This window comes from Okibacterium sp. AC114 (assembly GCF_979253355.1).
This window is the reverse complement of sequence record NZ_CEEDBR010000001.1, coordinates 1,024,940-1,046,804: the sequence shown is the minus strand read 5'-3', so window position 1 is coordinate 1,046,804 and position 21,865 is coordinate 1,024,940. Positions and strand designations below refer to the sequence as shown.

Sequence of the window (21,865 nt, the reverse complement as noted above, 5' to 3'; positions counted from 1 at the left end):
TCGCTGCGATGCTTCACCCATGGACCCCCTCATTGCACTCATCCTCGGCCTGCTCGCGGGCGCCGTTCTCGGTGTCGTGCTGGGTCTCATGCTCGCCACGGTTCTGGGCCGCAGCGGTGGGCGTTTCGGGGCCGGCGGGCGCTACGGCTCGGCCAGCGGCGGCAGCATCGAAGCGGATGCCGCGGCCTCCGTTCTCGAGGCCCGCCACGCCGCCGAGATCCAGCGGGTTCTCACCGAGGAGTCCGAGCGGCGCGGCGCGTTGCGCGAGCAACTGGCGGCGGCGCAGGCGACGATGTCCGCGCTCGACGAGCAGTTGGGTGCGGCTCAGGAGCAGTATCGCGAGCTGGTCGAGCGCCACCGCGCCGAGCGGCTCGAGCAGGCCGAGAAGGAGCGCGCCGAGAGCCGCGTCCTGCAGGCCCTCGCGCCGGTCAACGAGACACTGGCGGCCATGCAGCGCAAGGTCGCCGAGCTCGAAGAGCAGCGCAGCGCGCAGCACGGTCAGATCAGCGAGCAGCTGCGCTCGGCCACCGAATCGGAGGAGCGCTTGCGGTCGACGGCCGAGACGCTCGCCTCGGCGTTGCGCGCCAACAACACGCGTGGTGTGTGGGGCGAGACGCAGCTGCGCCGGGTTGTCGAGGCCGCCGGGTTGATCGAGCGCGTCGACTTCGACCTGCAGGCCAACATCGTCACCGACGCCGGGGCCGGTCGCCCCGACATGGTCGTGCACCTTCCCGGTGGCAAGAACATCGCGGTCGACGCCAAGGTTCCGTTCACGGCCTACCTTGAAGCCACGAGCATCCGCATGGATGCCTCGGCCGCCGAGCAGGCACGCCGCCACACGCTCCTCGCCGCCCACGTGAAGGCCGTGCGCGAGCACATCGTGGCGCTCGGCAGCAAAACGTATTGGCAGGGGCTGCCCTCCTCCCCCGAACTCGTGATCGCGTTCATCCCGAGCGAGTCGCTCATCTCGTCGGCGCTCGAGAGCGACCCGTCGCTGCTCGAGTTCGCGTTCTCGAAGCGGGTGGCGTTGGCCTCCCCCGTCACGCTGTGGTCGGTGCTGAAGACCGTCGCGTTCAGCTGGCAGCAAGACGTGCTCACCGCCGAGGCGAAGCAGCTGTTCGACCTGTCACGCGAACTGCACGGGCGGCTCGCCACGACCGCGACCCACATCGACAAACTGGGGCGCTCACTCGAACGCAGCGTGAAGGACTACAACGGCTTCGTCGGCTCGCTCGAACGACAGGTGTTGCCGAGTGCACGCAAGCTGTCAGCGCTCGACGAGACGAAGATCATTCCACAGCTCACCGTCATCGACGAGCCGACGCGCAAAGCGACCGCGTACGAACTCATTGCGCACAGCGCGGACGAGCCCTCGGAGCGCTCGAAGGACGGCGATTCGGATGTTGCACCCCGTGAGCACGACGGGCGCATCCCCGAAGACGTTCGGTCGCGGGCCGCTGACACAACCGATGACAACCCGAACTCTCGAATGAGCGAGAAAATTGTCGATGACATGAATGCGCGAGCGGGCGAATAAGCCGCTAGCAGTAAGGGGCGTCGCGTCATGCTTCCGCGAGACGCGCATCCCTAGTAACGCACCTCCTAGTTCAGCGGCGCGAATGGCGACGCGGCGACCTAACGCTGCAGCGGCAAGCGGATCTCGAAGCGAACGCCGCCGCCCTCGACATCCACGACCTGGGCGAAGCCGCCGTGAGCCGACACGATCTCAGCGACGATCGAGAGGCCCAACCCAGAGCCACCCTGATCGCGGGAACGGGCGTCGTCGAGACGCTCAAAGCGCTCCCAGACGCGAGACTTGTCCGCATCCGAGATGTTCGCGCCGTCGTTTGCGACAGACACAACCGCGACGTTTCCCTGAACCGACGACGACAGCCAGACGCGGGAGCGGGCGTGACGAAGCGCGTTGTCACCCAGGTTGCGCAGCACCCGCGCAATCAGACGCGCGTCCGCCGGCGCCTGAGCCGCAGACACACCGCGCGCGTCGATGACGATCGGAAGCGACTGGACTCCGTCGGCAGGTGTGTCCGCAGACGTGGCCGCCACGAGTGCGCGCAGCCGGGACGCCTCGGCCAGCACGAGATCGTCGAGGTCTATGAGCTCGGTTGAGAGCGCCAGACCGTGCTCGTCGGCGCGAGCCAGCAAGAGGAGGCCCTCGACGAGGTCGGCCATGCGCTGCGACTCCTCGGACGTGGTTCGGGCGAACTCCTCGACCGGCACGCGGCCCGGGTAGCGCAACATGACCTCGGAGCTCTGGCGCAACGACGCGATCGGGGAACGCAGCTCGTGCGAAGCATCCGAGACGAAACGGCGCTGGCGCGATTGCGCGTTGTCGAGACGCTCGAGCATGCGGTTCATCGTCACCGCCAGCGCGTCGATTTCGTCGCCCGTGCCCGGCACACCGACGCGGCGGCTCAGATCGGCGGCCGAAACACCCTCGGTTTCGCGGCGGATGCGGTCCACGGGGCGCAAGGCGCGGCCCACCACCACCCAGCACGTCACAGCAACCAGCGCCACCAGCAGCGGCAGAGCGGCGAGCAGCAGAAGAGCCGTTGTCGAGATTGCCTCGCGTCGGGCCTCATCATCGACGCCGACGACCAACACGCCGTCGTCGACCTCGGAGGACACGATGAAGACCGGGTCGTCGTCCTCGGGCAGGGTTGCCTCGCGGCCACCCTCGAACTCTGAGTCGGCGAGCGCCGGAACCTCGTCAGCGTCGTCGGATGCCGCGAGCACACGACCGTCGTCGCCGACGAGTTGAGCGAAACCATCCGCGTCGTTCAGCGCCGACGGGCCCGACGCATCGATCAACGATTCGAAGCGGTCGAGTTGGGCTTCGGCGGCGACGGTCGCCTGTTCAAACAACGTGGACTGCAGGACGACAGCGAAACCGACCGCGCCCGCGGAAACCGTGACGGCGACGACAACGCTCGCGATCACCGTGATGCGCGCCCGCACCGACCGCAGCCGACGCTTTCGCAGAGGCTTGGGGGTGTGCCCGCCGTCCTGCCCGCGCTCAGACATCCGCGACCAATCGATAGCCCGCGCCGCGCACCGTTTCGATCGACGCGCGCCCGAACGGACGGTCGACCTTGTTGCGCAGCGTGCGGATGTAGACCTCGACGATATTGGGGTCACCCTCGAAGTCGAAGTCCCAGACGCCGCCGAGGACATCTTTCTTCGAGCGAACCTCACCCGGCCGTGACGCCAGGAACTGCAGCACGCTGAACTCGCGCGTCGTCAAGTCGATCGGAACGCCGCCGCGCGTGACGCGTCGGGACGCCGGGTCGAGCGTGAGATCGCCGACCGTCAGGAGGGTCGGCCGCTCTCCCCCGCCGCGGCGGATCAGCGCCCGCAGCCGAGCCAGGAGCACCTGGAACGAGAACGGTTTCGTGAGGTAGTCGTCAGCACCCGTGTCGAGCGCCTCGACCTGATCGAGGTCGCCATCCTTGGCCGTGAGCATGATGACGGGCGTCCAGTTCTCGTCGGCCCGCAGTTGCTCGCAAATGCGATAGCCGCTCATGCCGGGCAGCATGATGTCGAGCACGATGACCGCATACTCGTTCTCGCGCGCCAGCCACAGGCCGTCGACACCGTTCGTCGCGGTGTCCACGGCGAAACCCTCGGCCTCGAGCCCAGCCTCGATGGCACGCAGCAGGTTCTTCTCGTCGTCGACCACGAGAACGCGCATGTGTCACCTGCTTCGCATCAGAGGGGGTCATCGGGATGACTGGGGCCGGGTTTCAGACTATTCGACACGCTCAGGCGCCAGAGGTTAGCGCTGCGAGCGCACGACGCCGAAGGACTCGTCGAGGTCGACATCCACCTCGGTGCCGTCCTCGAGGCGCACCTCGACCTCGAAGCGGTGGTCGGCGTCGTCAGAGCGCTCGGCGTCGACGACGGTACCGCCACCGGCAGCCTTGATGGCGGCCTCAGATGCCTTCGCCAGCTCGTCGCCGACCAGGTCATCCTTGTCGACGGACGCACCGGTCTGCCCCGAGGAACCCTCGGTTGCGGTGTCGTCGGAGTCAGAGCCGGTCGACGACGAGCCGGAGCCCGCGCCGCCCGACACTCGCGCGCGGTCGTCGTCGCCGTCGGCGCGCGAAGACAGCACCGTGAACGAGTCGTCGAGGACGACGTCGTAGGAGACACCATCCGAGCCGAGCACATCGAGTTCGTAGCGGTTGTCGTCACGCTCGGCGTCGATCACCTCGCCGCCACCGACCTCTTTCACAGCAGCCTTCGACGCACGGTCGAGGTCGGCGCCGGTCACGGCATCCGAGCCCTCGAACCCGTCGGTGACCGCGTAGGCGATGCCCGTGCCACCCAGCACGATTCCGGCGGTGATGGCCGAGGCGGTGATGATCTTGGTCTTCTTCTGCATGGGATGCTCCTTCGTGGTTCGCTGCCCTGTTGCGGGCATGAAGAGAGCCTCTCGAACCGACGCTGAAGCCAACCTGAAGCGGCCAGAAACTCGCGAGCTCAAAGCGCGAAGCGACCGCACGGGGCACGTACGCACCCGTTAACGCGAATGTCGCACCGGGCCGAAGCCAGCGGTGCGACATCCACTCAGTTCTGAAGAACACTCAATTCAGAAGAACGTTCAGTTCACGCGAACGTTTAGAGCCACTTCTCGACGAGGTGATCGGCCACCACGCGACGCGCTGTGCCCGAACGCGACCGCAGCACGAGGCTCTCGGTGCGGATGATCGGACCCTTGCGCTGCACACCAGCCACCAGTTCGCCGTTGGTGACGCCGGTCGCCACGAAGTAGGTGTTGTCGCCGCGCACGAGGTCGTCACCCGTGAGGATGCGGTCGAGATCGTGGCCGGCCGCGATGGCCTTCTCGCGCTCGGCGTCGTCCTTCGGCATGAGCTTGCCCTGGATCAGGCCGCCCAAAGCCTTGACGGCGCAAGCCGTGATGATGCCCTCGGGCGTTCCGCCGATGCCGACGCACATGTCGATGCGCGACTCGTAGCGGGCCGCGTTGATGCCACCGGCGACGTCGCCGTCGAGCAGCAGTCGGGTGCCGGCGCCGGCCTCGCGGATCTCCTCGATGAGGTTGGCGTGGCGGGGGCGGTCGAGCACGGCGATGCGCATCTCTTCGACGCTCTTGCCCTTGGCCTTCGCCAGCGCGCGGATGTTCTCGCCGATGGGGCGCGAGATGTCGATGACGCCGTGGCCCTCGGGCCCGGTGACGATCTTGTCCATGTAGAACACGGCCGACGGGTCGAACATGCTGCCCCGGTCGGAGACGGCGATGACCGAGAGCGCGTTCTGGCGGCCGGCTGCGGTGAGGCTCGTGCCGTCGATGGGGTCGACCGCGATATCGCACGCGGGGCCCGAGCCGTTACCGACCTGTTCGCCGTTGTAGAGCATGGGCGCGTGGTCCTTCTCGCCCTCGCCGATCACGACGACGCCCTCGAAGTTGACCGTTCCGAGGAACTTGCGCATGGCGTCGACCGCGGCACCGTCGGCGGCGTTCTTGTCGCCCCGGCCGATCCACGGCGTGGCACGGATGGCTGCCGCCTCGGTCGCTCGCACCAGCTCCATTGCGAGGTTGCGGTCGGGGTGCAGGTATTGGGTTTGTGTTTCTTGCGTCACGGGAATCCTCTGATTCGATCGATACATCGGCTGCATATTTATCAGGTGCTGGGGGCCCACTCCCAGCCTAGCCGCCGTCATTTCGCGAGCACCGGTCAGATCGGATGCCCCGCACGAACGTGCACTCCGCGTGCGCACTGCGCGACATCACCCCGATCACTAAACTGGCTGCAGTAGTCCGATCTCGAAGGAGAAATCTATGCCCGTCGCCACCCCAGAGCAGTACGCCGAGATGCTCGACACCGCCAAGACGAAGGGCTTCGCCTTCCCGGCGGTCAACGTCTCGAGCTCGCAGACCATCAACTCCGTGCTGCAGGGCCTGACCGAGGCCGGCTCCGACGGCATCATCCAGGTCACCACGGGCGGTGCCGACTACTTCGCCGGCCAGACCGTCAAGAACCGTGCGGCCGGCGCCATCGCCTTCGCCAAGTTCGCCACCGAGGTCGCCAAGAACTACCCGATCACGGTCGCGCTGCACACCGACCACTGCCCCAAGGACGCGCTCGACGGCTTCGTCATGCCCCTCATCGCCGCGAGCGAAGAAGAGGTCAAGGCCGGCCGCAACCCCATCTTCCAGTCGCACATGTGGGACGGTTCGGCCGTTCCCCTCGACGAGAACCTGCGCATCGCCGAAGACATGATCGCCCGCACCAAGGCCATCAACGCCATCCTCGAGGTCGAGATCGGCGTCGTCGGCGGCGAAGAAGACGGTGTCAGCCACGACATCAACGAGCACCTCTACACGACGCTCGACGACGCGATCGCCACGGTCGAGGCCCTGGGTCTCGGCGAGAAGGGCCGTTACATGGCCGCCCTCACGTTCGGCAACGTGCACGGCGTCTACAAGCCCGGCAACGTCAAGCTCAAGCCCGAGCTGCTGAAAGAGATCCAGGACGGCCTGGCCGCCAAGTATGGCCACGGCCCCAAGCCGCTCGACCTCGTGTTCCACGGCGGCTCCGGCTCCACCGACGACGAGATCGCCGAGGCCGTGCGCAACGGTGTCATCAAGATGAACATCGACACCGACACGCAGTACGCGTTCAGCCGCTCGATCGCCGACACCGTGCTGAAGAACTACGACGGCTTCCTCAAGGTCGACGGCGAAGTGGGCAACAAGAAGGTCTACGACCCGCGCTCGTGGGGCAAGATCGCCGAAACCGCCATGGCCGCGCGCGTCGTCGACGCCACGCGCCAGCTCGGTTCCGCCGGAAACGCCATCTCGCGCTAAACCCTCGGTCGGCCGCGTGCGATGCGCGGCCGACCCGCAACGATAAACGCCCCGTGGATGCATCCGCGGGGCGTTCGTCGTTAATGCCGAAGCTGCTGCTCGCGCTCCGCGTGTGCTCGCGGCGCCAAGCGTGTGCCTGACCCATTCGTCGGGCCGGGCGAGTTGTCGTGTCTTAGCCGCGCTGGATGACCGCGTCCATGATCGTCGGGTCTGATGCGAAGCCCGCGAAGATGACGACCGTGGCGATGACGACGAAGATCACGCCGCACAACACGGGGATCCACCAGCTGAGCTTTCCTCGCCGGATGGCGCTCAGCGACCAGAGCAACGCGACGACCCACATGACGGCATGGATGGCGGCCGTGATCCAGCCGAGCGTGATGAGCAGGTCGGTGGGCGGCGTGGCCGTGACGTTCATCTGCTCGAACGCCTGCTTGACCGAGACGGGGAGCGCCGAGATGCCGCTCACCGAGTTGAGCACCGCGAGCAGACCGAAGGCCAGCAGGATGTAGGTGATGAGACGGTCGCGGCGGGCGGGGGCGACACCGTCGGCCGAGCGGTCGGCCGTGGCCGCGGCCGGCGAACTGCCGCCGAATGCGTTTGCGAAGAATCCGCCGGGGGCCTGCTTGCCGTTGGCCGAACCGGAGCCTGTTCCTGTGCCGGAACCGCTGGCGGTGCCAGAGCCAGAGCCAGAGCCACTGCCGGGCGTTGCTCCGTTGCCGCGTCCCGTAGCACGAGACGGCTTCGACGAGCCCGACCCAGAGGTGGAAGGCGCGTCCTGCCCGGTCGGCTGCGGAGTCGGTCGCTGCGCACCCGCCACCCGCTCGCCATAGCTGGCGGGTGAGGATGCCGCGTGACCATCGTGGTCGACGGGCGCAACGGGGGCGTCGGCGTCGGCTACGACCGGAACGCCCTCTTCGGTGTCGAACGGCACGCGGATGGCGGCACGCTGCTCTTCGGGTGTCGCGTATTCGCCGAACGCCGGACGTTCGGGACGAACGGGCGCTCCAGCCGCCGGACGGGAAGCCGAGGCGGAACCGGTCGCCGAGCCGGATGCCGCCGCAGCAGCCGCGGCCGCGTCGACGGTCTCGCCGTACGTCTTCCCGGTTTCGGGTGCGTCGGTGGGCACGCCGGAAACTGCACCCGTCTCGGGAGCATCACCGGGCTGCGGCGAACCGTCGCCCGTCACCGGGCCGGTCGTGGAAGGAGTGGTGTCTGTCGTGTCGCGGTCGCCGCTCACGAAGAGACCCGCCCGCCGAGCGCACGCGCTTCGCGCTGGCCCTTCAGGTTGGTGCGCAGTTCCTTGGGAAGCGAGAACATGAGGTCTTCTTCGGCCGTCTTGACCTGCTCGACGTCGAGGTAACCCGCCGTGGCGAGGTCTTCGAGCAGCTCCTGCACGAGCTCTTCGGGCACGGAGGCGCCCGAGGTGACGCCGACGGTCTTCACGCCGTCGAACCACTCCTGCTTGACCTCGTGCGAGTAGTCGACGCGGTAGGCGGCCTTGGCGCCGTATTCGAGCGCGACCTCGACGAGGCGCACGCTGTTGGACGAGTTGGCCGAGCCGACGACGATCACGAGATCGGAGTCCTGCGCGACCTTCTTGATGGCCACCTGACGGTTCTGCGTGGCGTAGCAGATGTCGTCGCTGGGCGGGTCTTGCAAGTTGGGGAAGCGCTCGCGCAGGCGGCGCACAGTCTCCATGGTCTCGTCGACCGAGAGCGTGGTCTGCGACAGCCACACGACCTTATCGGGGTCTTTGACGTGGATGTTGGGAACGTCGTCGGGGCTGTTGACGAGCGTGACGTGGTCGGGAGCTTCACCGGCGGTGCCCTCGACCTCTTCGTGGCCTTCGTGGCCGATCAGCAAGATCTCGAAGTCGTCGCGCGCGAACCGCACGGCCTCGCGGTGCACCTTGGTGACCAGCGGGCACGTGGCGTCGATGGCGAGCAGCCCGCGGTCTTGCGCCGCGTTGACCACGGCCGGAGACACGCCGTGAGCGCTGAACACGATGTGCGCGCCCGGCGGAACCTCGTCGACCTCATCGACGAAGATGGCGCCCTTGTTCTCGAGCTCGGACACCACGTGGATGTTGTGCACGATCTGTTTGCGCACGTAGACGGGCGAGCCATATTGCTCGAGCGCCTTCTCGACGGCGATGACGGCGCGGTCGACGCCGGCACAGTAGCCGCGGGGGGCAGCGAGCAGAACCTTCTTCTCGCCCTGAACCGGGGTATTCTTGAGCCTCGCCCGTGCGCCTGGGATCCGGGGCATTGGCAGGCTGATCGTTGCGTCACTCACCCTTCGATTCTAGGCGCTGCCGCTGGGCGTGAGGTTAGAGGAGGAACGCATGGCTGCCGAACGGTCGACGACGGGTCGAAGCCCGAGCACGACGGGGCCGTCTTTCCGCGCAAACACGGGCCCTGGCGGGGGTGCCGACGAGGTTTCCGGGTCGCAGCGGGCCGGCGCTCAGGCATCCGCGAACCCCGCCGCGCCGAGCGGGCCGTCGGCCGAACATCCCTGGCCCGTGTCGATGTTGGGCCAGAAACTGCGCGAATACATCGATCGCCTGGGCTCGGTGTGGGTCGAGGGCGAGATCACGCAGTGGGGCGTTTCGGGCGGAAACGTCTATGGAAAACTCAAAGACCTCGATGCCGACGCCACCATCTCGTTCACGGTGTGGTCGTCGGTGAAATCACGCATCCCGTCCGACCTGAAGCAGGGCGATCACGTGGTCGCCATGGTCAAGCCCAACTACTGGGTCAAGGGCGGCTCGCTCACCATGCAGGTCTTCGACATGAAACACGTCGGCCTGGGCGACCTGCTCGAACGCCTAGAACGCCTGCGCGCGCAGTTGAAAGCCGAGGGGCTCTTCGACATGTCGCGCAAGAAACCGCTCCCCTTCCTTCCCGGTTGCATCGGCCTCATCACGGGCAAAGACTCGGATGCCGAGAAAGACGTCCTGCGCAACGCCCAACTGCGCTGGCCCGCCGTGCGCTTCCGCGTGGTGCATGCCGCCGTGCAAGGTGAGCGCACCGTCGCCGACGTCTCGGCAGCCATCCGCACGCTCGACGCCGACCCCGAGGTCGAGGTCATCATCGTGGCGCGCGGTGGCGGCGACTTCCAGAACCTGCTGGGTTTCAGCGACGAACGCGTCGTGCGCGCGGCCGCCGACTGCAACACGCCGCTCGTGAGCGCCATCGGCCACGAAGCCGACCGCCCGCTCCTCGACGATGTCGCCGACTTACGCGCCTCGACACCCACCGACGCGGCCAAACGCGTGGTTCCGGATGTCTCGGAGGAGCTCGCGCGCGTGCAACAGGCCCGCAGCCGCCTCACCGTGCGGCTCACGACCTACCTGCAGCACGAGATCCACCGCGTCGAACAGCTGCGGTCGCGCCCCGCCCTCGCCTCCAGCGCCTGGATCGTCGACCAGCGCTCGCAGGACCTCACGCGTTATGTGGCGCGCGGTGCCGAGCTCGTCGACCGCGCGCTCGAGAAGGCGTCCACCGAGACCGCCCGCCTGCGCTCCGAATTGCGCGCCCTGTCGCCGCAGCGCACGCTCGACCGTGGCTATGCGATCGCGCAGCTGCCCTCGGGTCACGTGTTGCGCGACGCCGCCGACGCACCGGATGGCATCGCCCTCACTCTGACGCTCGCAACGGGTTCGATCGGCGCTACGTCCTCCGGTTCGACGGGCGAGGCGGATGCCGCAGACCCGCGCCGCCCGAGCGTCTGACCCCGGCCATCCGCCCGCCCTCAGCCGAGTAGAATCGGGGGCATGGCCAGCACCCCCGACGTCGCAGAACTCAGCTATGAAGAGGCGCGCGACGAACTCGTCCGCGTCGTCTCCGAACTCGAACAGGGGTCGGCCACGCTCGAGCAGTCGCTGGCGCTGTGGGAACGCGGCGAGGCACTGGCCCGCCGCTGCGAAGACTGGCTGATCGGCGCCAAGGCTCGCCTCGACAAGGCGCGCGCGGCCCACGACGAGAATGCGGCGGCATCGGCCGAATGAGCACCAACCCGCCGAGCGACCCGAACGCCGGCACCAACGGCATCGACTCCCCCCGCGTCGACTCCTCCAGTGTCGACTCCCCCCGCGCCAGCACACCCGGCGCGCCGAGACCTCGCAGTGGCACGCCAGCAGATCAGCGTGACGAACGCCGCCGCCAGCGCGTGGTCGCCGAGCTCGGCCGGCCCGAGACGCCCGAAGAGACGGCCGCCCGCAAGGCCGAAGACTCGCGCAAATACCGCATGCGCAAGACCGTCAACAACCTGGTCTTCTCGCTGCTCGTCACCGTCGCGGTGGTCGTGGTCATCGTCTTCGCCGTGCCCCGCAGCGATAAGCCGCTGCATCCCGACATCGATTATTCGCAGGTCGCGCAGACGACGCAGCAATCGCAGACTCAGATCCTGGCCGACCCCGAGCTGCCCGACACGTGGAGCGCGAACTACGCCGAAATCCGCACGAGCAAGGCCGCGGGCGTGGCGTCGTGGAACATCGGCCTGATCGCGCCGGGCAACGACTTCATCGGGCTCACACAGGGCTTCGACGCCAACCCCACCTGGGTCGGGCAGCAGCTCGAACAGTCGACGGCCACGGGCGTGACCACGATCGACGGCATCGAATGGACGGTCTACGACAACCGCGGCTCGAGCGACGACCTGGGCAACCTCGAATACGCGCTCACCACCGAGGCGGGCGGCAGCACCTACATCATCTTCGGAACCGGCACCGATGCCGAGTTCGAGGAGGTTGCCTCTGGCATCACGTCCGACATCCGGGCCAACGCCGATCGCGCGTCGGCCACGCCGACGCCGGCCGCCACCACGCCTGCCTCCTAGCTAGAGCTTCTGTCACACCCGCGTCTGTTCCCTCGAGAGAAAACGGAGTCCCGATGCCCACGAAACGCCCCGGAAAGGTCTGGTCCGAGATGGTGCGCGGAAACGTGCGCTTCGTCAACGGCGAGCCGCAGCATCCCCGCCAAGACGTCGAACACCGCGCGTCTCTCGCGCACAGCCAGACGCCCAGTGCGGCGCTCTTCGGATGCTCGGACTCGCGTCTGGCCGCCGAGATCATCTTCGACAAGGGCCTCGGCGACCTGTTCGTCGTGCGCAACGCCGGCCAGGTCATCTCGGACTCGGTGCTCGGATCGCTCGAGTACGCCGTGACGGTGCTGAACGTTCCACTCATCGTGGTGCTCGGGCACGACGAGTGCGGGGCCGTGCGCGCTGCCATCGACTCGCAGGTGCCGGGCGCCGAACCGCTGCCGCCCCACATCGACGGCATCATCCAGCAGATCGTGCCGGCCGTGCGCCGCGTCACGGGCGGCGAACCCGCCGACGACCAGGTGAACGCGCTCGAGGTCGGCCGCGAGCACCTGCGCGACACCGTCGCCGAGATGCTGGAGCGCTCCGAGATCATCAGCGACCACGTCGCGCGCGGCGTGCTGGCCATCGTCGGCGCCAACTACCGTCTGCTCGACGGCACGGCGATCGCCGATGTTATCGTGGGCAACGCTGACACTCACCAGCCATGAGCGACGAGAACAGGAACAACGTGGTCACCACCTCTCACACCGAATACCGCATCGAGCACGACACCATGGGCGAGGTGAGGGTTCCGGCCCACGCGCTCTACAGCGCCCAGACGCAGCGCGCCGTCGAGAACTTCCCGATCTCGGGTGCCGGCCTCGAGCCCGCCCAGATCGCTGCCCTCGCGCGCATCAAGAAGGCCGCCGCCACCGCCAACGCGCGCCTCGGTGTGCTCGACCAGGGCATCGCCGAAGCCATCGCCCGTGCCGCCGACGAGGTCATCGCCGGCAACCACGACGGCGAATTCCCCATCGACGTCTACCAGACGGGCAGCGGCACGTCGTCGAACATGAACATGAACGAGGTGCTCGCCTCGCTCGCGACGACGAGCCTCGGCCAGCCCGTCCACCCCAACGACCACGTCAACGCCTCCCAGTCCTCGAACGACGTCTTCCCGACCTCTGTGCACATCGCCGTGACCAGCGCTCTGATCGACGACCTCATCCCGGCTCTCGACCACCTGGCCGTCGCCTTCGAGAAGAAGGCCGAACTGTGGAAGAACGTCGTCAAGGCGGGTCGCACCCACCTCATGGACGCGACCCCCGTCACGCTGGGCCAGGAATTCGGCGGCTACGCGCGCCAGATCCGCCTGGGCATCGAGCGCGTGCGCACGGCCCTCCCCCGCGTCGCCGAGGTTCCGCTCGGCGGCACGGCCGTCGGCACGGGCATCAACACGCCTCAGGGCTTCCCTCAGCTGGTCATCCAGCTGTTGCAGGAGGACACCGAGCTGCCCATCACCGAGGCCGTCGACCACTTCGAGGCTCAGGCCAACCGCGACGGACTCGTGGATGCCTCTGGCGCTCTCCGCGTCATCGCCGTGAGCCTCACCAAGATCTGCAACGACCTGCGCTGGATGGGCTCCGGCCCCAACACGGGTCTCGGCGAGCTGCACATCCCCGACCTGCAGCCCGGATCGTCGATCATGCCGGGCAAGGTGAACCCCGTCATCCCCGAGGCCGTGCTCATGGTCGCCTCGCGTGTCATCGGCAACGACGCCACCATCGCGTGGTCGGGTGCGTCGGGCGCCTTCGAGCTCAACGTCGCCATCCCCGTCATGGGCACGGCGCTGCTCGAGTCGATCCGCCTGCTGTCCAACGCCTCGCGAGTGCTCGCCGACAAGACCGTCGACGGCCTCGAGGTCAACGCCGAGCGCGCAACGGCCCTGGCCGCATCGTCGCCCTCGATCGTGACGCCGCTCAACAAGATCATCGGCTACGAAGCCGCCGCCAAGATCGCCAAGCACGCCGTGGCCAAGAAGATCACGGTGCGCGAAGCCGTCGTCGACCTCGGCTACGTCGAGCGCGGCGAGATCAGCGAGGAGCAGCTCGACGAGAAGCTCGACCTGCTGAGCATGACGCACCCCGGCTAGATCCGGTTCACGCGTAACCGCCGCCTCTGCGGCGCACCCTCCGAGGGCCCCGAGAGATCGGGGCCCTCGTTCGTTCGAGTTGCCGCTGCCTCGCGCACCCGGAGGCGCTTCCCGCGCCAGCGCAGTCACCACGTGCCCCAGCATCTCTCGGCGACCAAGGCCAGCCAGAAGCCGACGATCAGCGCAGGGCCGATGGGGATGCTGCTCCCACCGTCGATCGCCCCACCCCGCTTGCGCGTGACTCGAGCCACACGACCCAGGCCGCCGAGGAACGCGCCGCAGACGCCCAGACCGACCGCGAGGACGACGACGCCGAAGCCGACCGAGCCCGCCGCGGCGCCCAGCAGGAAGGCGAGCTTGACGTCGCCGAAGCCGAGACCGCCGAACCACCAGGCCAGCGCGCACGACGCCCCGTAGACGAGGGAACCGAGCAGGATCCAGACGAGGGTCTCCCCGCCCTCGGAGAGCGGCTGGTCCAGGGCTCTCAGCGAGCCGGCGAGGACGCTCCAGGCGGCGAGCGCGAGCCCCGGCACGGTGAACCGGTTGGGGAGACGGTGGAACAGGACATCCGCCTGCGTGAGAGGCACCGAGACCGCGGCGACGTAGGCGATGAGCGCAACGCCGGGCGGGACACCTCCGGCGACGAGCACAGCACCTATGAGCGCCACCACGGCGCCGGAGGACGGCAGCCAGACTCCTCCTGCGCCGCTACTCACACGTCGAAGCATTCTTGAGCGCGGCGCTTGCAGACGAAGCATGTGCGAGCGCGGCACTCGCTGGCGGGGCATGTGCGATCGCGGCACGTTCACGCGAGGCATTCGAGCGCGAGGCGCTTGCGGGCGAGGCGGCTGAGGCAGGGCGGAGGTGACGGACATGCCGTAACCGTAGGAGCAGCTCGGCTCCCCCAGACATTGTTCACAGAACCGCGTCGAAAACCGGCCTGTGGAGAACGATTCGCCGAGCGCGAAGCCCACGAAAACGTCCGGCCGACCCCCGCAGGAGCCGACCGGACGGACGGAAGAAAGAGCGGCTAAGCCAGCTCGTTGCCCTCCAGCATCTCGGTGACGAGCGCCGCGATGGCCGACCGCTCGGACCGGCTGAGCGTCACGTGCCCGAACAACCGGTTGCCCTTCAGCGCCTCGATGACCGACGCGACACCATCGTGCCGGCCGACCCGCAGGTTGTCGCGCTGAGCCACGTCGTGCGTCAGCACCACACGCGAGTTCTGACCGATGCGGCTGAGCACCGTGAGCAGCACGTTGCGTTCGAGCGACTGCGCCTCGTCCACGATCACGAAGGCGTCGTGCAGCGAACGCCCGCGGATGTGCGTGAGCGGCAACACCTCGAGGATGCCCCGCTCCACGACCTCCTCGAGCACGTTGTTCGACACGACCGAACCGAGCGTGTCGAACACGGCCTGGCCCCACGGGTTCATCTTCTCGGCCGCGTCGCCCGGCAGGTAGCCGAGCTCCTGACCGCCCACCGCGTAGAGCGGGCGGAACACCATGATCTTCTTGTGCTGCTGCCGTTCGAGCACGGCCTCGAGGCCCGCGCACAGGGCGAGCGCCGACTTCCCCGTCCCCGCTCGACCTCCCAGGCTCACGATGCCGACCTCCGAGTCGAGCAGCAGGTCGATGGCGAGACGCTGTTCGGCCGAACGCCCGTGCAGGCCGAAGACGTCGCGGTCGCCGCGCACGAGCTTGAACTCGCGCCGTCCGGTCACGCGTCCGAGCGCCGAACCGCGCTCCGAGTGGATGACGAGCCCCGTGTTCACGGGCAACTCCTCGACCTGCCGCGACAGCCCCACCTCGGTCTCATAGAGGTCGCTCATCTCGTTGGCGCTGAGCGAGACATCCGCCATGCCCGTGTAGCCGGAGTCGACGGCCTGCTCGGCGCGGTACTCCTCGGCCGCCAGGCCCACCGAAGCGGCCTTCACGCGCAGCGGCAGATCTTTCGAGACGACCGTGACGTCGAGCCCGTCGCCGCGCAGGTTCATGGCGACGGCCAGGATGCGCGAGTCGTTGTCATTGAGTTGCAGCCCGCTCGGCAGCACCTGCATGTTCGAGTGGTTCAGTTCGACGCGCAGGGTTCCTCCCTCGTCGCTGACCGACACCGGAAAGTCGAGGCGCTCGTGTTTCACGCGCAACTCGTCGAGGATGCGCAGCGCCTGCCGGGCGAAGTAGCCGATCTCGGGGTCGTTACGTTTGCCCTCGAGTTCGGAGACGACGATCACCGGGATGACGACGGCGTGTTCGGCGAACCGGAACAGCGCCTTGGGGTCGGACAGCAGGACCGACGTGTCGAGAACATAGGTCTTCTCGGCGGTTTTGGCGCCGCGTGGACGCCTGCGCGAAGCGGTGGGGCTCTCCTGGCCCGCCGTCTCGGTGGTGCTCAGAATGTCTTGGGTTTCGTGCGCGGCCACAACCACTCCCACCCCGGGCGGCGAGCGCCCGGATCTCTTTTCGAGTCGGCCACGAAGCGGTTACGAGTCGAACTTATGTGGCCGTCTCGACCGGGCCCCATGCCCGATGAGTATGAAACTACGCGGTTGTAATTCGGTTGGCAAGACTCTTGCGTGGCAGCAGGTTTCCGTCAGATTAACGTTTGGAGACGGGCGGCAGAATGACCTCTACCTGGGCCCGGATCTGGGCGACGAGACTCTCGACGCTGCTCGTCGCGTTGGGGGTCGCGGCCAGCGTGGTGAACATGATGGCCGAGGCGACTTGGGCGCGCGTCGCCGCGTCATCGGGCGTGACGGAGGCGAGACGGGTGAGCACGGCGGCAACGGCCTCCGCGGTGGCCAGTGAGTAACCCACAGCATCCCGATGGTGTGGTTCGTCGTGGTCGCCGAAGACGATCTCGCGCAGGTAGGTGCGGCCATTGTCGACCTGCGTGCGGTTGCATTCGACGACGGGTGTGAGGATCGCCATGATCGCGTCGAGGGGGTCGTCGAGAGCGGATGCCGCGGCCGTGCCCCGTTCGAGGGCGTCGGCGTAGGCGGAGTTCTGCACGAGCAGCAGCAGCTCGCCCTTGGTCTTGGCGTAGAGGAACAGCGTGCCCGTGCCGATATCGGCCGCGTCGGCGATCTGCTGCGTCGTCACATCGTCGATGCCGTGCTGCGAGAAAAGCTCGCGTGCGGCGGCCGTGATGCGGTCGAGTTTGTCCTGCTTGTTGCGCTCGCGCCGGCCGGGCGCCGAAGAAGTGGTGGGCATATCGGTCCTCGAGGGGTAGAGTATGAGCGTACTCACTTTTGAGCGCACTCAGAAACGGGTGCGCTCAGATCGCTCGTCATCATTCTCGCACGCGGATCTCCCGCACCCGTGCCTCTTCAGAAAGCGAACCCCATGCCCACTCTCACCGACGCCATCGTCCTCGTCACCGGAGCCAACGGGGGCATCGGCACGCAATTCGTGCACCAGGCCCTCGCCCGCGGCGCCGCGAAGGTCTATGCCAGTGCCCGCACACCACAGACGTGGGATGACGAGCGCATCGTCCCCCTTCCCCTCGACATCACCGACGAGGCATCCATCCGTGCGGCCGTCGAAGCGGCAGGCGACATCACCGTGTTGATCAATAACGCGGGGGCCAATCCCCCGAGCGCCAGCCTGCTCGACATCAGCGAAGAAGACATCCGCCGCAACATGGAGACGAACTTCTTCGGGCCCGTTCTGCTCGCCCGCGCCTTCGCCCCCACCCTCGTCGCCGCGCCCTCGGCCGTTCTCGTCGACGTGCACTCGGTGGCGAGCTGGTACGCCTTCGGCGGCGTGTACAGCGCCTCGAAAGCCGCCCTCTGGTCGGCCACCAACTCGTTGCGCCTCGAGCTCGACCCGCAGGGCGTGCACGTGGTCGGCGTGCACATGGGTTATGTCGACACGGCCATGGCCGCACACGCCGACGGGCCGAAGCTCACCCCGAACGAACTCGTCGATGCCGTCTTCGCCGCGGTCGAGGCGGGCGCCTACGAGGTCATCGGCGACGAGCTGACGGCCGGTGTCAGAGCCGCCCTGAGTGCACCGCTCGAGGCGCTCTACCCCGAACTCGGCACGCACGGCGCCTGAACCCCACCCGATCACACAGACAGGAAACCCACCATGAGAGCGTTCCTCTTCGACGACTACAACCAGCCCCTCCGCGAGGCCGCCGTGCCCGAACCGGTCGTCGGCGACCACGACGTTCTGGTGCGCGTGCGTGCCGCGGGCGTCAACCACCTCGACGAGAAGCTGCGAACCGGCGAGTTCCGACAGATCCTCCCCTACCCGGTGCCCCTCACGCTCGGCCACGACGTCGCCGGCACCGTCATCCGCACGGGTTCACAGGTGCGTGACTTCGCCCCCGGCGACGAGATCTTCGCGCGCCCCCGCGACCACCGCATCGGCACGTTCGCCGAACGCATCGCCATCGACGAAGCGGATGTCGCACACCGACCGACGTCGGTCTCCATCGTCGAAGCGGGCTCACTCCCCCTCGTCGCCCTGACGGCCTGGCAGGCGCTCGTCGAGCGGGGCCACGTCACGCCCGGGCAAAAGGTCCTCATCCACGCGGGCGCCGGGGCGGTCGGTTCGATCGCCATTCAGCTCGCGAAACATCTGGGCGCGTTCGTCGCAACCACAGCCTCGGCCTCAAACGCCGAGCTGGTGCGCGGCCTCGGCGCCGACACCGTCATCGACTACCGCAGCGAAGACTTCGAGCAGCAGCTCTCGGGCTATGACCTCGTGCTCGACAGCGTGGGCGGCGAGACGCTCGAGAAGTCGCTGCGCGTCCTCGCGCCGGGCGGCCTCGCCATCGGAATCTCGGGCCCACCCACACCCGCGTTCGCGAAACGGGCCGGCCTCAACCCGGTCGTGCGCCTCGCCATCGCCGGCCTGAGCGGAAAGATCCGTCGCCAGGCAGCCAAGGCGGGCGTCGACTACGAGTTCCTGTTCATGTCGGCCAACGGCACCCAGCTCGCAGACATCGCGAAGCTCGTGGATGCCGGAGCCATCCACCCCCTCGTCGGTGCGACATTCGCGTTCGACGACACCCCCGAGGCGCTCCGCCAGGTCGCGGCCGGCACAGTTCGCGGCAAAGCCGTCATCACGATGCCGTAGCGCGACGAGAAGCGCGCTGCGGGAGCCGAGTTCAGTACGTGACGGCGGTGCCGAACGACACGAACGCGTCGCGCAGCATGGTCAACGTCTCGTCGGTCGTGCCCGCGTGGCACGAGATGCGCACGCTCCCCTGGCGCACCGTCGCGGTGAGCCCGTGGTTGTGCAGGCTGGCCGTCAGCGGGTTGAGCTGGTCGTCCTCCAGGTCGAGCACGACCATGCCCGCTCGCTCGTGTTCGGCACGCGAGGAGGCTACGGCCACGCCGAACTCGTCGGCCAAGTCGATGACCTGCGCGGTGCGTTCCGCGACGAGGGCGCTCACCTGCGGCACACCCACGGCGGCAAGGTCTTCGAGCGCCGCCGCGAAGCGGGACTCGGCGACCTTGTCGGCGTTGGTGGTCTGGAAGGCGCGCGCCGCAGAAGCGGGTTCGGACACGGCATCCCACCCGCCGGCGGTCGGGTCGTCCTCCTCGATGCCCGTCCAGCCCGAGAAGACGGGAACGAGCTCGTGGATGGCGCGATCGCTGAGGGCCAAGAAACCCGTTCCCCAGCCGGCGCGCATCCACTTCTGGCCACCCGTCGTCACGACATCCGCAACCTCGTAGGGGGCGTCGACGACCCCGAAACCCTGGATGGCGTCGACGATGAGCAACCGGTCGTCGCCGATGACCTGGCGGATGCCCTCGATGTCGGACAGGTAGCCCGTGCGCGAATCGACGAGGCTCACCGCCACGGCGACGGTCTGGTCGGTGAGTTGCTCGCGGATGCGTGCGGGCGTGACGCGTCCGCCGTCGGTCTCGAGCCACGTCGGCTCGAGCACGTGCATGTTCTCGGCGGCGCGCTGAACCGCGAACGTGAGGCTCGGGAACTCGTGGGGCGAGAGCAGGATGCCGCCCGTCAGGCCGAACATGACGTGCATGAGGCCCGTCGAGGTGTTCGGCTGCGTCACGATGTTCGCGGCCGGGAACCCGGTCATGACCGAGACGGCCTCGTGGAAACGATCGCCGGCGTCGAGGAGCGGTTCGAGGCTGCCGTGCCGAGCGCGGCCCAACACCTCGGCCTGCAGCATCATCTCGGAGCGCACGGCTTCGGACAGCGGCCCGATGCGGCCGTAGTCGAGGTAGCCGGGCTCTTCGCCGAATCCGGCGAGGTAGTCGTCGATGCTGCTCACGCGCGTGCTCCTTGCTGTGGGTGTGAGTCAATCCTGCCGTAGCCGTGAGGATGCCTCGAACCGGGTAGCCGCCGGGCAATCGCCGGGCAACCTCGGAACACCTGTCGCTCAGCCGCCGTAGCGCCGGTGACGCCGCGTGTAGTCGCGCATCGCACGCAGGAAATCGACCTCGCGCAGGTCGGGCCCCAGCGCCTCGACGAAGTAGAACTCGCTGTGCGCGCTCTGCCACAGCATGAAGTCGCTCAGCCGCTGCTCGCCCGACGTGCGGATGACGAGGTCGGGGTCGGGCTGCCCACCCGTGTAGAGGTGCTCGCCGATCAGGTCGGGGGTCAGCAGCTCGGCGAGCTCCTCGAGCGCGCCGCCCTGCAGGTGGTGGTTCTCGACGATTCGGCGCATGGCGTCGACGATCTCGGTGCGGCCGCCATAACCCACCGCGAGGTTGACGTGCAGGCCCTTCTTCTGGGCCGTGCGGCGTTCGGCGGCCTCGAGCGCGCCCACGAGCGGCTCGGGCAGGCCCGCGTTCGAGCCGACGTGTTTCACGCGCCAGTCGCGGTAATGCGACAGGTCTTCGGCGAGGTCGGCGATGATCTCGACGAGGGCGTTCAGCTCGTCGCTCGACCGGTTGGTGAGGTTGTCGCTCGACAGCAGGTAGAGCGTGACGACCTTGACGCCGATGTCGTCGCACCACTCGAGAAACTCGCGCATCTTCGCGGCGCCCGCGCGGTGCCCGTGCGCGGCCGTCTCGTAGCCGAGCTGTTTCGCCCAGCGCCGGTTGCCGTCGATGATCATGGCAACGTGCTCGGGCGGCTGATGCCCGACCAGATCCTTGCGCAGGCGCTTCTGGTACAGGTTGTACAGGAGTCCCGGGCGGGGCCGATTCTCTCCAGTTTTCACATCGCTACGTTAGTGCACGATCCCGTGAGAGTCCGCTCACCGGAATACGACCTGTCGTAGTCTGACGGTATGTCTCAGGAGAACACCCCGCACCGTCCGCAATCGGCGCACTCGGGCGACCCCATCGAAGACACGCGCGACCGTCTCGACCATCCGGTATCGGCCTCTGACCGGGCCGTCGCGCACGACGACGCGAGCGGCCCCGAGCTACCCAACCTGCCGCTCATCGACGCCTCACCGGCCGACGCCGCCGAAGTCAAACCGACGTGGCGCGGATGGCTGCACGCGGGCATGCTGCCCGTCTCCCTCGTCGCCGGCATCGTGCTCATCAGCGTGGCCCAGGGGGCGCCGGCCAAGTGGAGCTCGGCCGTGTTCATGGTCTCGTCGCTGCTGCTCTTCGGCAACTCGGCGCTCTACCACCGCTTCGACTGGAAGCCGCGCACGAAGATCATCCTGAAGCGCATCGACCACGCCAACATCTTCCTGCTGATCGCGGGCAGTTACACGCCCATCGCCGTGCTCGCGCTGCCGCCCGCCAAGGGCACGCTGCTGCTCAGCCTGGTGTGGGGTGGCACTGTGCTGGGAATCGCCTTCCGCGTGTTCTGGATCGGCGCGCCGCGCTGGCTCTACGTGTTCCTCTACCTCGCCCTCGGCTGGGCCGCCGTCATGTATCTCGGCGACATCCTCGAGTCGAACGCCCTCACGATGATCCTCGTCATCGCCGGCGGGCTGCTCTACACGGGCGGCGCGATCATGTATGCGCTGAAGCGGCCGAACCCGTGGCCCGGGCACTTCGGCTTCCACGAGCTGTTCCACCTGTGCACCGTTTTGGCGTTCCTGTGCCACTGGGTGGCGATCCTGCTGCTCGTCGTCGCCCCGACCTACAACGCGTAACGCCCGGGCGG

Annotated in this window: 21 protein-coding genes; 10 read left to right on the top strand and 11 right to left on the bottom strand. The window is 67.9% G+C overall.

Translation table 11 applies throughout. The annotated features are described in order from the left end of the window. The first annotated feature begins 19 nt into the window (after positions 1–19). Positions 20–1,537, top strand: a complete 1,518-nt coding sequence (locus ACZ6IE_RS05080; protein ID WP_464607055.1) for a DNA recombination protein RmuC — start codon at positions 20–22, stop codon at positions 1,535–1,537. 98 nt (positions 1,538–1,635) lie between these two features. Here ACZ6IE_RS05080 and ACZ6IE_RS05075 read toward each other — a convergent pair whose 3' ends face one another. The 4 genes from ACZ6IE_RS05075 to glpX form a co-directional block, all read right to left on the bottom strand. Next, entirely contained in the window at positions 1,636–3,042 is a 1,407-nt protein-coding gene (locus ACZ6IE_RS05075; RefSeq protein ID WP_464607054.1) for a sensor histidine kinase, read from the bottom strand. Beyond that, a complete protein-coding gene (locus ACZ6IE_RS05070; RefSeq protein WP_464607053.1) occupies positions 3,035–3,709 on the bottom strand; it encodes a response regulator transcription factor in 675 nt (224 codons plus the stop codon). The genes ACZ6IE_RS05075 and ACZ6IE_RS05070 overlap by 8 nt, the downstream gene beginning before the upstream one ends. Before the next feature lie 84 nt (positions 3,710–3,793). Next, a complete protein-coding gene (locus ACZ6IE_RS05065) occupies positions 3,794–4,402 on the bottom strand; it encodes a PepSY domain-containing protein (RefSeq protein WP_464607052.1) in 609 nt (202 codons plus the stop codon). 236 nt (positions 4,403–4,638) lie between these two features. Then, a complete protein-coding gene (gene glpX, locus ACZ6IE_RS05060; RefSeq protein ID WP_407668751.1) occupies positions 4,639–5,658 on the bottom strand; it encodes a class II fructose-bisphosphatase in 1,020 nt (339 codons plus the stop codon). A gap of 163 nt (positions 5,659–5,821) precedes the next feature. Between glpX and fbaA the strand changes: the two genes are divergently transcribed. Further along, on the top strand, positions 5,822–6,850 hold the full coding sequence (gene fbaA, locus ACZ6IE_RS05055; RefSeq protein ID WP_464607051.1) for a class II fructose-bisphosphate aldolase: 1,029 nt from the start codon (positions 5,822–5,824) through the stop codon (positions 6,848–6,850). A 172-nt stretch (positions 6,851–7,022) separates the two neighbouring features. Here fbaA and ACZ6IE_RS05050 read toward each other — a convergent pair whose 3' ends face one another. After that, positions 7,023–8,090 (bottom strand): DUF6264 family protein, encoded by a 1,068-nt coding sequence (locus ACZ6IE_RS05050; protein WP_464607050.1) that lies wholly within the window; start codon positions 8,088–8,090, stop codon positions 7,023–7,025. After that, positions 8,087–9,121: a 4-hydroxy-3-methylbut-2-enyl diphosphate reductase gene (locus ACZ6IE_RS05045; protein WP_077053598.1), complete on the bottom strand. Its 1,035-nt coding sequence runs from the start codon at positions 9,119–9,121 to the stop codon at positions 8,087–8,089. Before ACZ6IE_RS05045 ends, ACZ6IE_RS05050 begins: the two co-directional genes overlap by 4 nt. Before the next feature lie 259 nt (positions 9,122–9,380). Here ACZ6IE_RS05045 and xseA point away from each other — a divergent pair, with 259 nt between their 5' ends. Genes xseA through ACZ6IE_RS05020 form a run of 5 tightly spaced genes read left to right on the top strand, consistent with a single transcriptional unit; the run spans position 9,381 to position 13,811 of the window. Next, positions 9,381–10,586: an exodeoxyribonuclease VII large subunit gene (gene xseA, locus ACZ6IE_RS05040; RefSeq protein WP_464608584.1), complete on the top strand. Its 1,206-nt coding sequence runs from the start codon at positions 9,381–9,383 to the stop codon at positions 10,584–10,586. 42 nt (positions 10,587–10,628) lie between these two features. Next, positions 10,629–10,862: an exodeoxyribonuclease VII small subunit gene (locus tag ACZ6IE_RS05035; RefSeq protein WP_077053599.1), complete on the top strand. Its 234-nt coding sequence runs from the start codon at positions 10,629–10,631 to the stop codon at positions 10,860–10,862. Beyond that, positions 10,859–11,692, top strand: coding sequence for a DUF4245 domain-containing protein (locus ACZ6IE_RS05030; RefSeq protein WP_464607049.1), 834 nt, complete (start codon positions 10,859–10,861; stop codon positions 11,690–11,692). The genes ACZ6IE_RS05035 and ACZ6IE_RS05030 overlap by 4 nt, the downstream gene beginning before the upstream one ends. 53 nt (positions 11,693–11,745) lie before the next feature. Further along, positions 11,746–12,387, top strand: a complete 642-nt coding sequence (locus tag ACZ6IE_RS05025) for a carbonic anhydrase (RefSeq protein ID WP_077053600.1) — start codon at positions 11,746–11,748, stop codon at positions 12,385–12,387. Then, positions 12,384–13,811: a class II fumarate hydratase gene (locus tag ACZ6IE_RS05020; RefSeq protein ID WP_464607048.1), complete on the top strand. Its 1,428-nt coding sequence runs from the start codon at positions 12,384–12,386 to the stop codon at positions 13,809–13,811. Before ACZ6IE_RS05025 ends, ACZ6IE_RS05020 begins: the two co-directional genes overlap by 4 nt. Positions 13,812–13,936: 125 nt before the next feature. Here ACZ6IE_RS05020 and ACZ6IE_RS05015 read toward each other — a convergent pair whose 3' ends face one another. The 3 genes from ACZ6IE_RS05015 to ACZ6IE_RS05005 form a co-directional block, all read right to left on the bottom strand. Then, positions 13,937–14,527 (bottom strand): A24 family peptidase, encoded by a 591-nt coding sequence (locus tag ACZ6IE_RS05015; protein ID WP_464607047.1) that lies wholly within the window; start codon positions 14,525–14,527, stop codon positions 13,937–13,939. 314 nt (positions 14,528–14,841) lie between these two features. Then, the gene (locus tag ACZ6IE_RS05010) at positions 14,842–16,206 is read right to left on the bottom strand and encodes a PhoH family protein (protein ID WP_464608583.1); all 1,365 of its coding nucleotides are present in this window, start codon (positions 16,204–16,206) and stop codon (positions 14,842–14,844) included. A 202-nt stretch (positions 16,207–16,408) separates the two neighbouring features. Beyond that, the gene (locus ACZ6IE_RS05005; protein WP_464607046.1) at positions 16,409–17,023 is read right to left on the bottom strand and encodes a TetR/AcrR family transcriptional regulator; all 615 of its coding nucleotides are present in this window, start codon (positions 17,021–17,023) and stop codon (positions 16,409–16,411) included. Between the two features lie 132 nt (positions 17,024–17,155). Between ACZ6IE_RS05005 and ACZ6IE_RS05000 the strand changes: the two genes are divergently transcribed. Together ACZ6IE_RS05000 and ACZ6IE_RS04995 are read left to right on the top strand one after the other, a co-directional pair. Further along, complete coding sequence (locus tag ACZ6IE_RS05000) at positions 17,156–17,869, top strand: SDR family oxidoreductase (RefSeq protein WP_464607045.1); 714 nt, start codon at positions 17,156–17,158, stop codon at positions 17,867–17,869. A 33-nt stretch (positions 17,870–17,902) separates the two neighbouring features. Continuing rightward, positions 17,903–18,898, top strand: a complete 996-nt coding sequence (locus tag ACZ6IE_RS04995) for an NADP-dependent oxidoreductase (RefSeq protein WP_464607044.1) — start codon at positions 17,903–17,905, stop codon at positions 18,896–18,898. Between the two features lie 31 nt (positions 18,899–18,929). Here the strand turns inward: ACZ6IE_RS04995 and ACZ6IE_RS04990 are convergent, their stop codons facing one another. After that, positions 18,930–20,066, bottom strand: a complete 1,137-nt coding sequence (locus tag ACZ6IE_RS04990; protein WP_464607043.1) for an aminotransferase class V-fold PLP-dependent enzyme — start codon at positions 20,064–20,066, stop codon at positions 18,930–18,932. Positions 20,067–20,174: 108 nt separating this feature from the next. Further along, positions 20,175–20,960 carry an isoprenyl transferase gene (locus ACZ6IE_RS04985; protein WP_464607042.1) on the bottom strand — a complete coding sequence of 262 codons (786 nt, stop codon included), beginning with the start codon at positions 20,958–20,960 and terminating at the stop codon, positions 20,175–20,177. Between the two features lie 69 nt (positions 20,961–21,029). Here ACZ6IE_RS04985 and trhA point away from each other — a divergent pair, with 69 nt between their 5' ends. Next, complete coding sequence (trhA, locus tag ACZ6IE_RS04980; protein ID WP_464607041.1) at positions 21,030–21,854, top strand: PAQR family membrane homeostasis protein TrhA; 825 nt, start codon at positions 21,030–21,032, stop codon at positions 21,852–21,854. Positions 21,855–21,865 lie beyond the last annotated feature (11 nt).

Bases quoted from the DNA above. Each gene is read 5' to 3' on its own strand.
- glpX (WP_407668751.1), bottom strand. From the start codon at position 5,658: ATGCAGCCGATGTATCGATCGAATCAGAGGATTCCCGTGACGCAAGAA.
- ACZ6IE_RS05000 (WP_464607045.1), top strand. From the start codon at position 17,156: ATGCCCACTCTCACCGACGCCATCGTCCTCGTCACCGGAGCCAACGGG.
- ACZ6IE_RS05035 (WP_077053599.1), top strand. From the start codon at position 10,629: ATGGCCAGCACCCCCGACGTCGCAGAACTCAGCTATGAAGAGGCGCGC.
- ACZ6IE_RS05045 (WP_077053598.1), bottom strand. From the start codon at position 9,121: ATGCCCCGGATCCCAGGCGCACGGGCGAGGCTCAAGAATACCCCGGTT.
- ACZ6IE_RS05005 (WP_464607046.1), bottom strand. From the start codon at position 17,023: ATGCCCACCACTTCTTCGGCGCCCGGCCGGCGCGAGCGCAACAAGCAG.
- ACZ6IE_RS04995 (WP_464607044.1), top strand. From the start codon at position 17,903: ATGAGAGCGTTCCTCTTCGACGACTACAACCAGCCCCTCCGCGAGGCC.
- trhA (WP_464607041.1), top strand. From the start codon at position 21,030: ATGTCTCAGGAGAACACCCCGCACCGTCCGCAATCGGCGCACTCGGGC.
- ACZ6IE_RS05080 (WP_464607055.1), top strand. From the start codon at position 20: ATGGACCCCCTCATTGCACTCATCCTCGGCCTGCTCGCGGGCGCCGTT.
- ACZ6IE_RS05065 (WP_464607052.1), bottom strand. From the start codon at position 4,402: ATGCAGAAGAAGACCAAGATCATCACCGCCTCGGCCATCACCGCCGGA.
- xseA (WP_464608584.1), top strand. From the start codon at position 9,381: ATGTTGGGCCAGAAACTGCGCGAATACATCGATCGCCTGGGCTCGGTG.
- ACZ6IE_RS05075 (WP_464607054.1), bottom strand. From the start codon at position 3,042: ATGTCTGAGCGCGGGCAGGACGGCGGGCACACCCCCAAGCCTCTGCGA.
- ACZ6IE_RS05020 (WP_464607048.1), top strand. From the start codon at position 12,384: ATGAGCGACGAGAACAGGAACAACGTGGTCACCACCTCTCACACCGAA.
- ACZ6IE_RS05025 (WP_077053600.1), top strand. From the start codon at position 11,746: ATGCCCACGAAACGCCCCGGAAAGGTCTGGTCCGAGATGGTGCGCGGA.
- ACZ6IE_RS05070 (WP_464607053.1), bottom strand. From the start codon at position 3,709: ATGCGCGTTCTCGTGGTCGACGACGAGAAGAACCTGCTGCGTGCCATC.
- ACZ6IE_RS05030 (WP_464607049.1), top strand. From the start codon at position 10,859: ATGAGCACCAACCCGCCGAGCGACCCGAACGCCGGCACCAACGGCATC.
- fbaA (WP_464607051.1), top strand. From the start codon at position 5,822: ATGCCCGTCGCCACCCCAGAGCAGTACGCCGAGATGCTCGACACCGCC.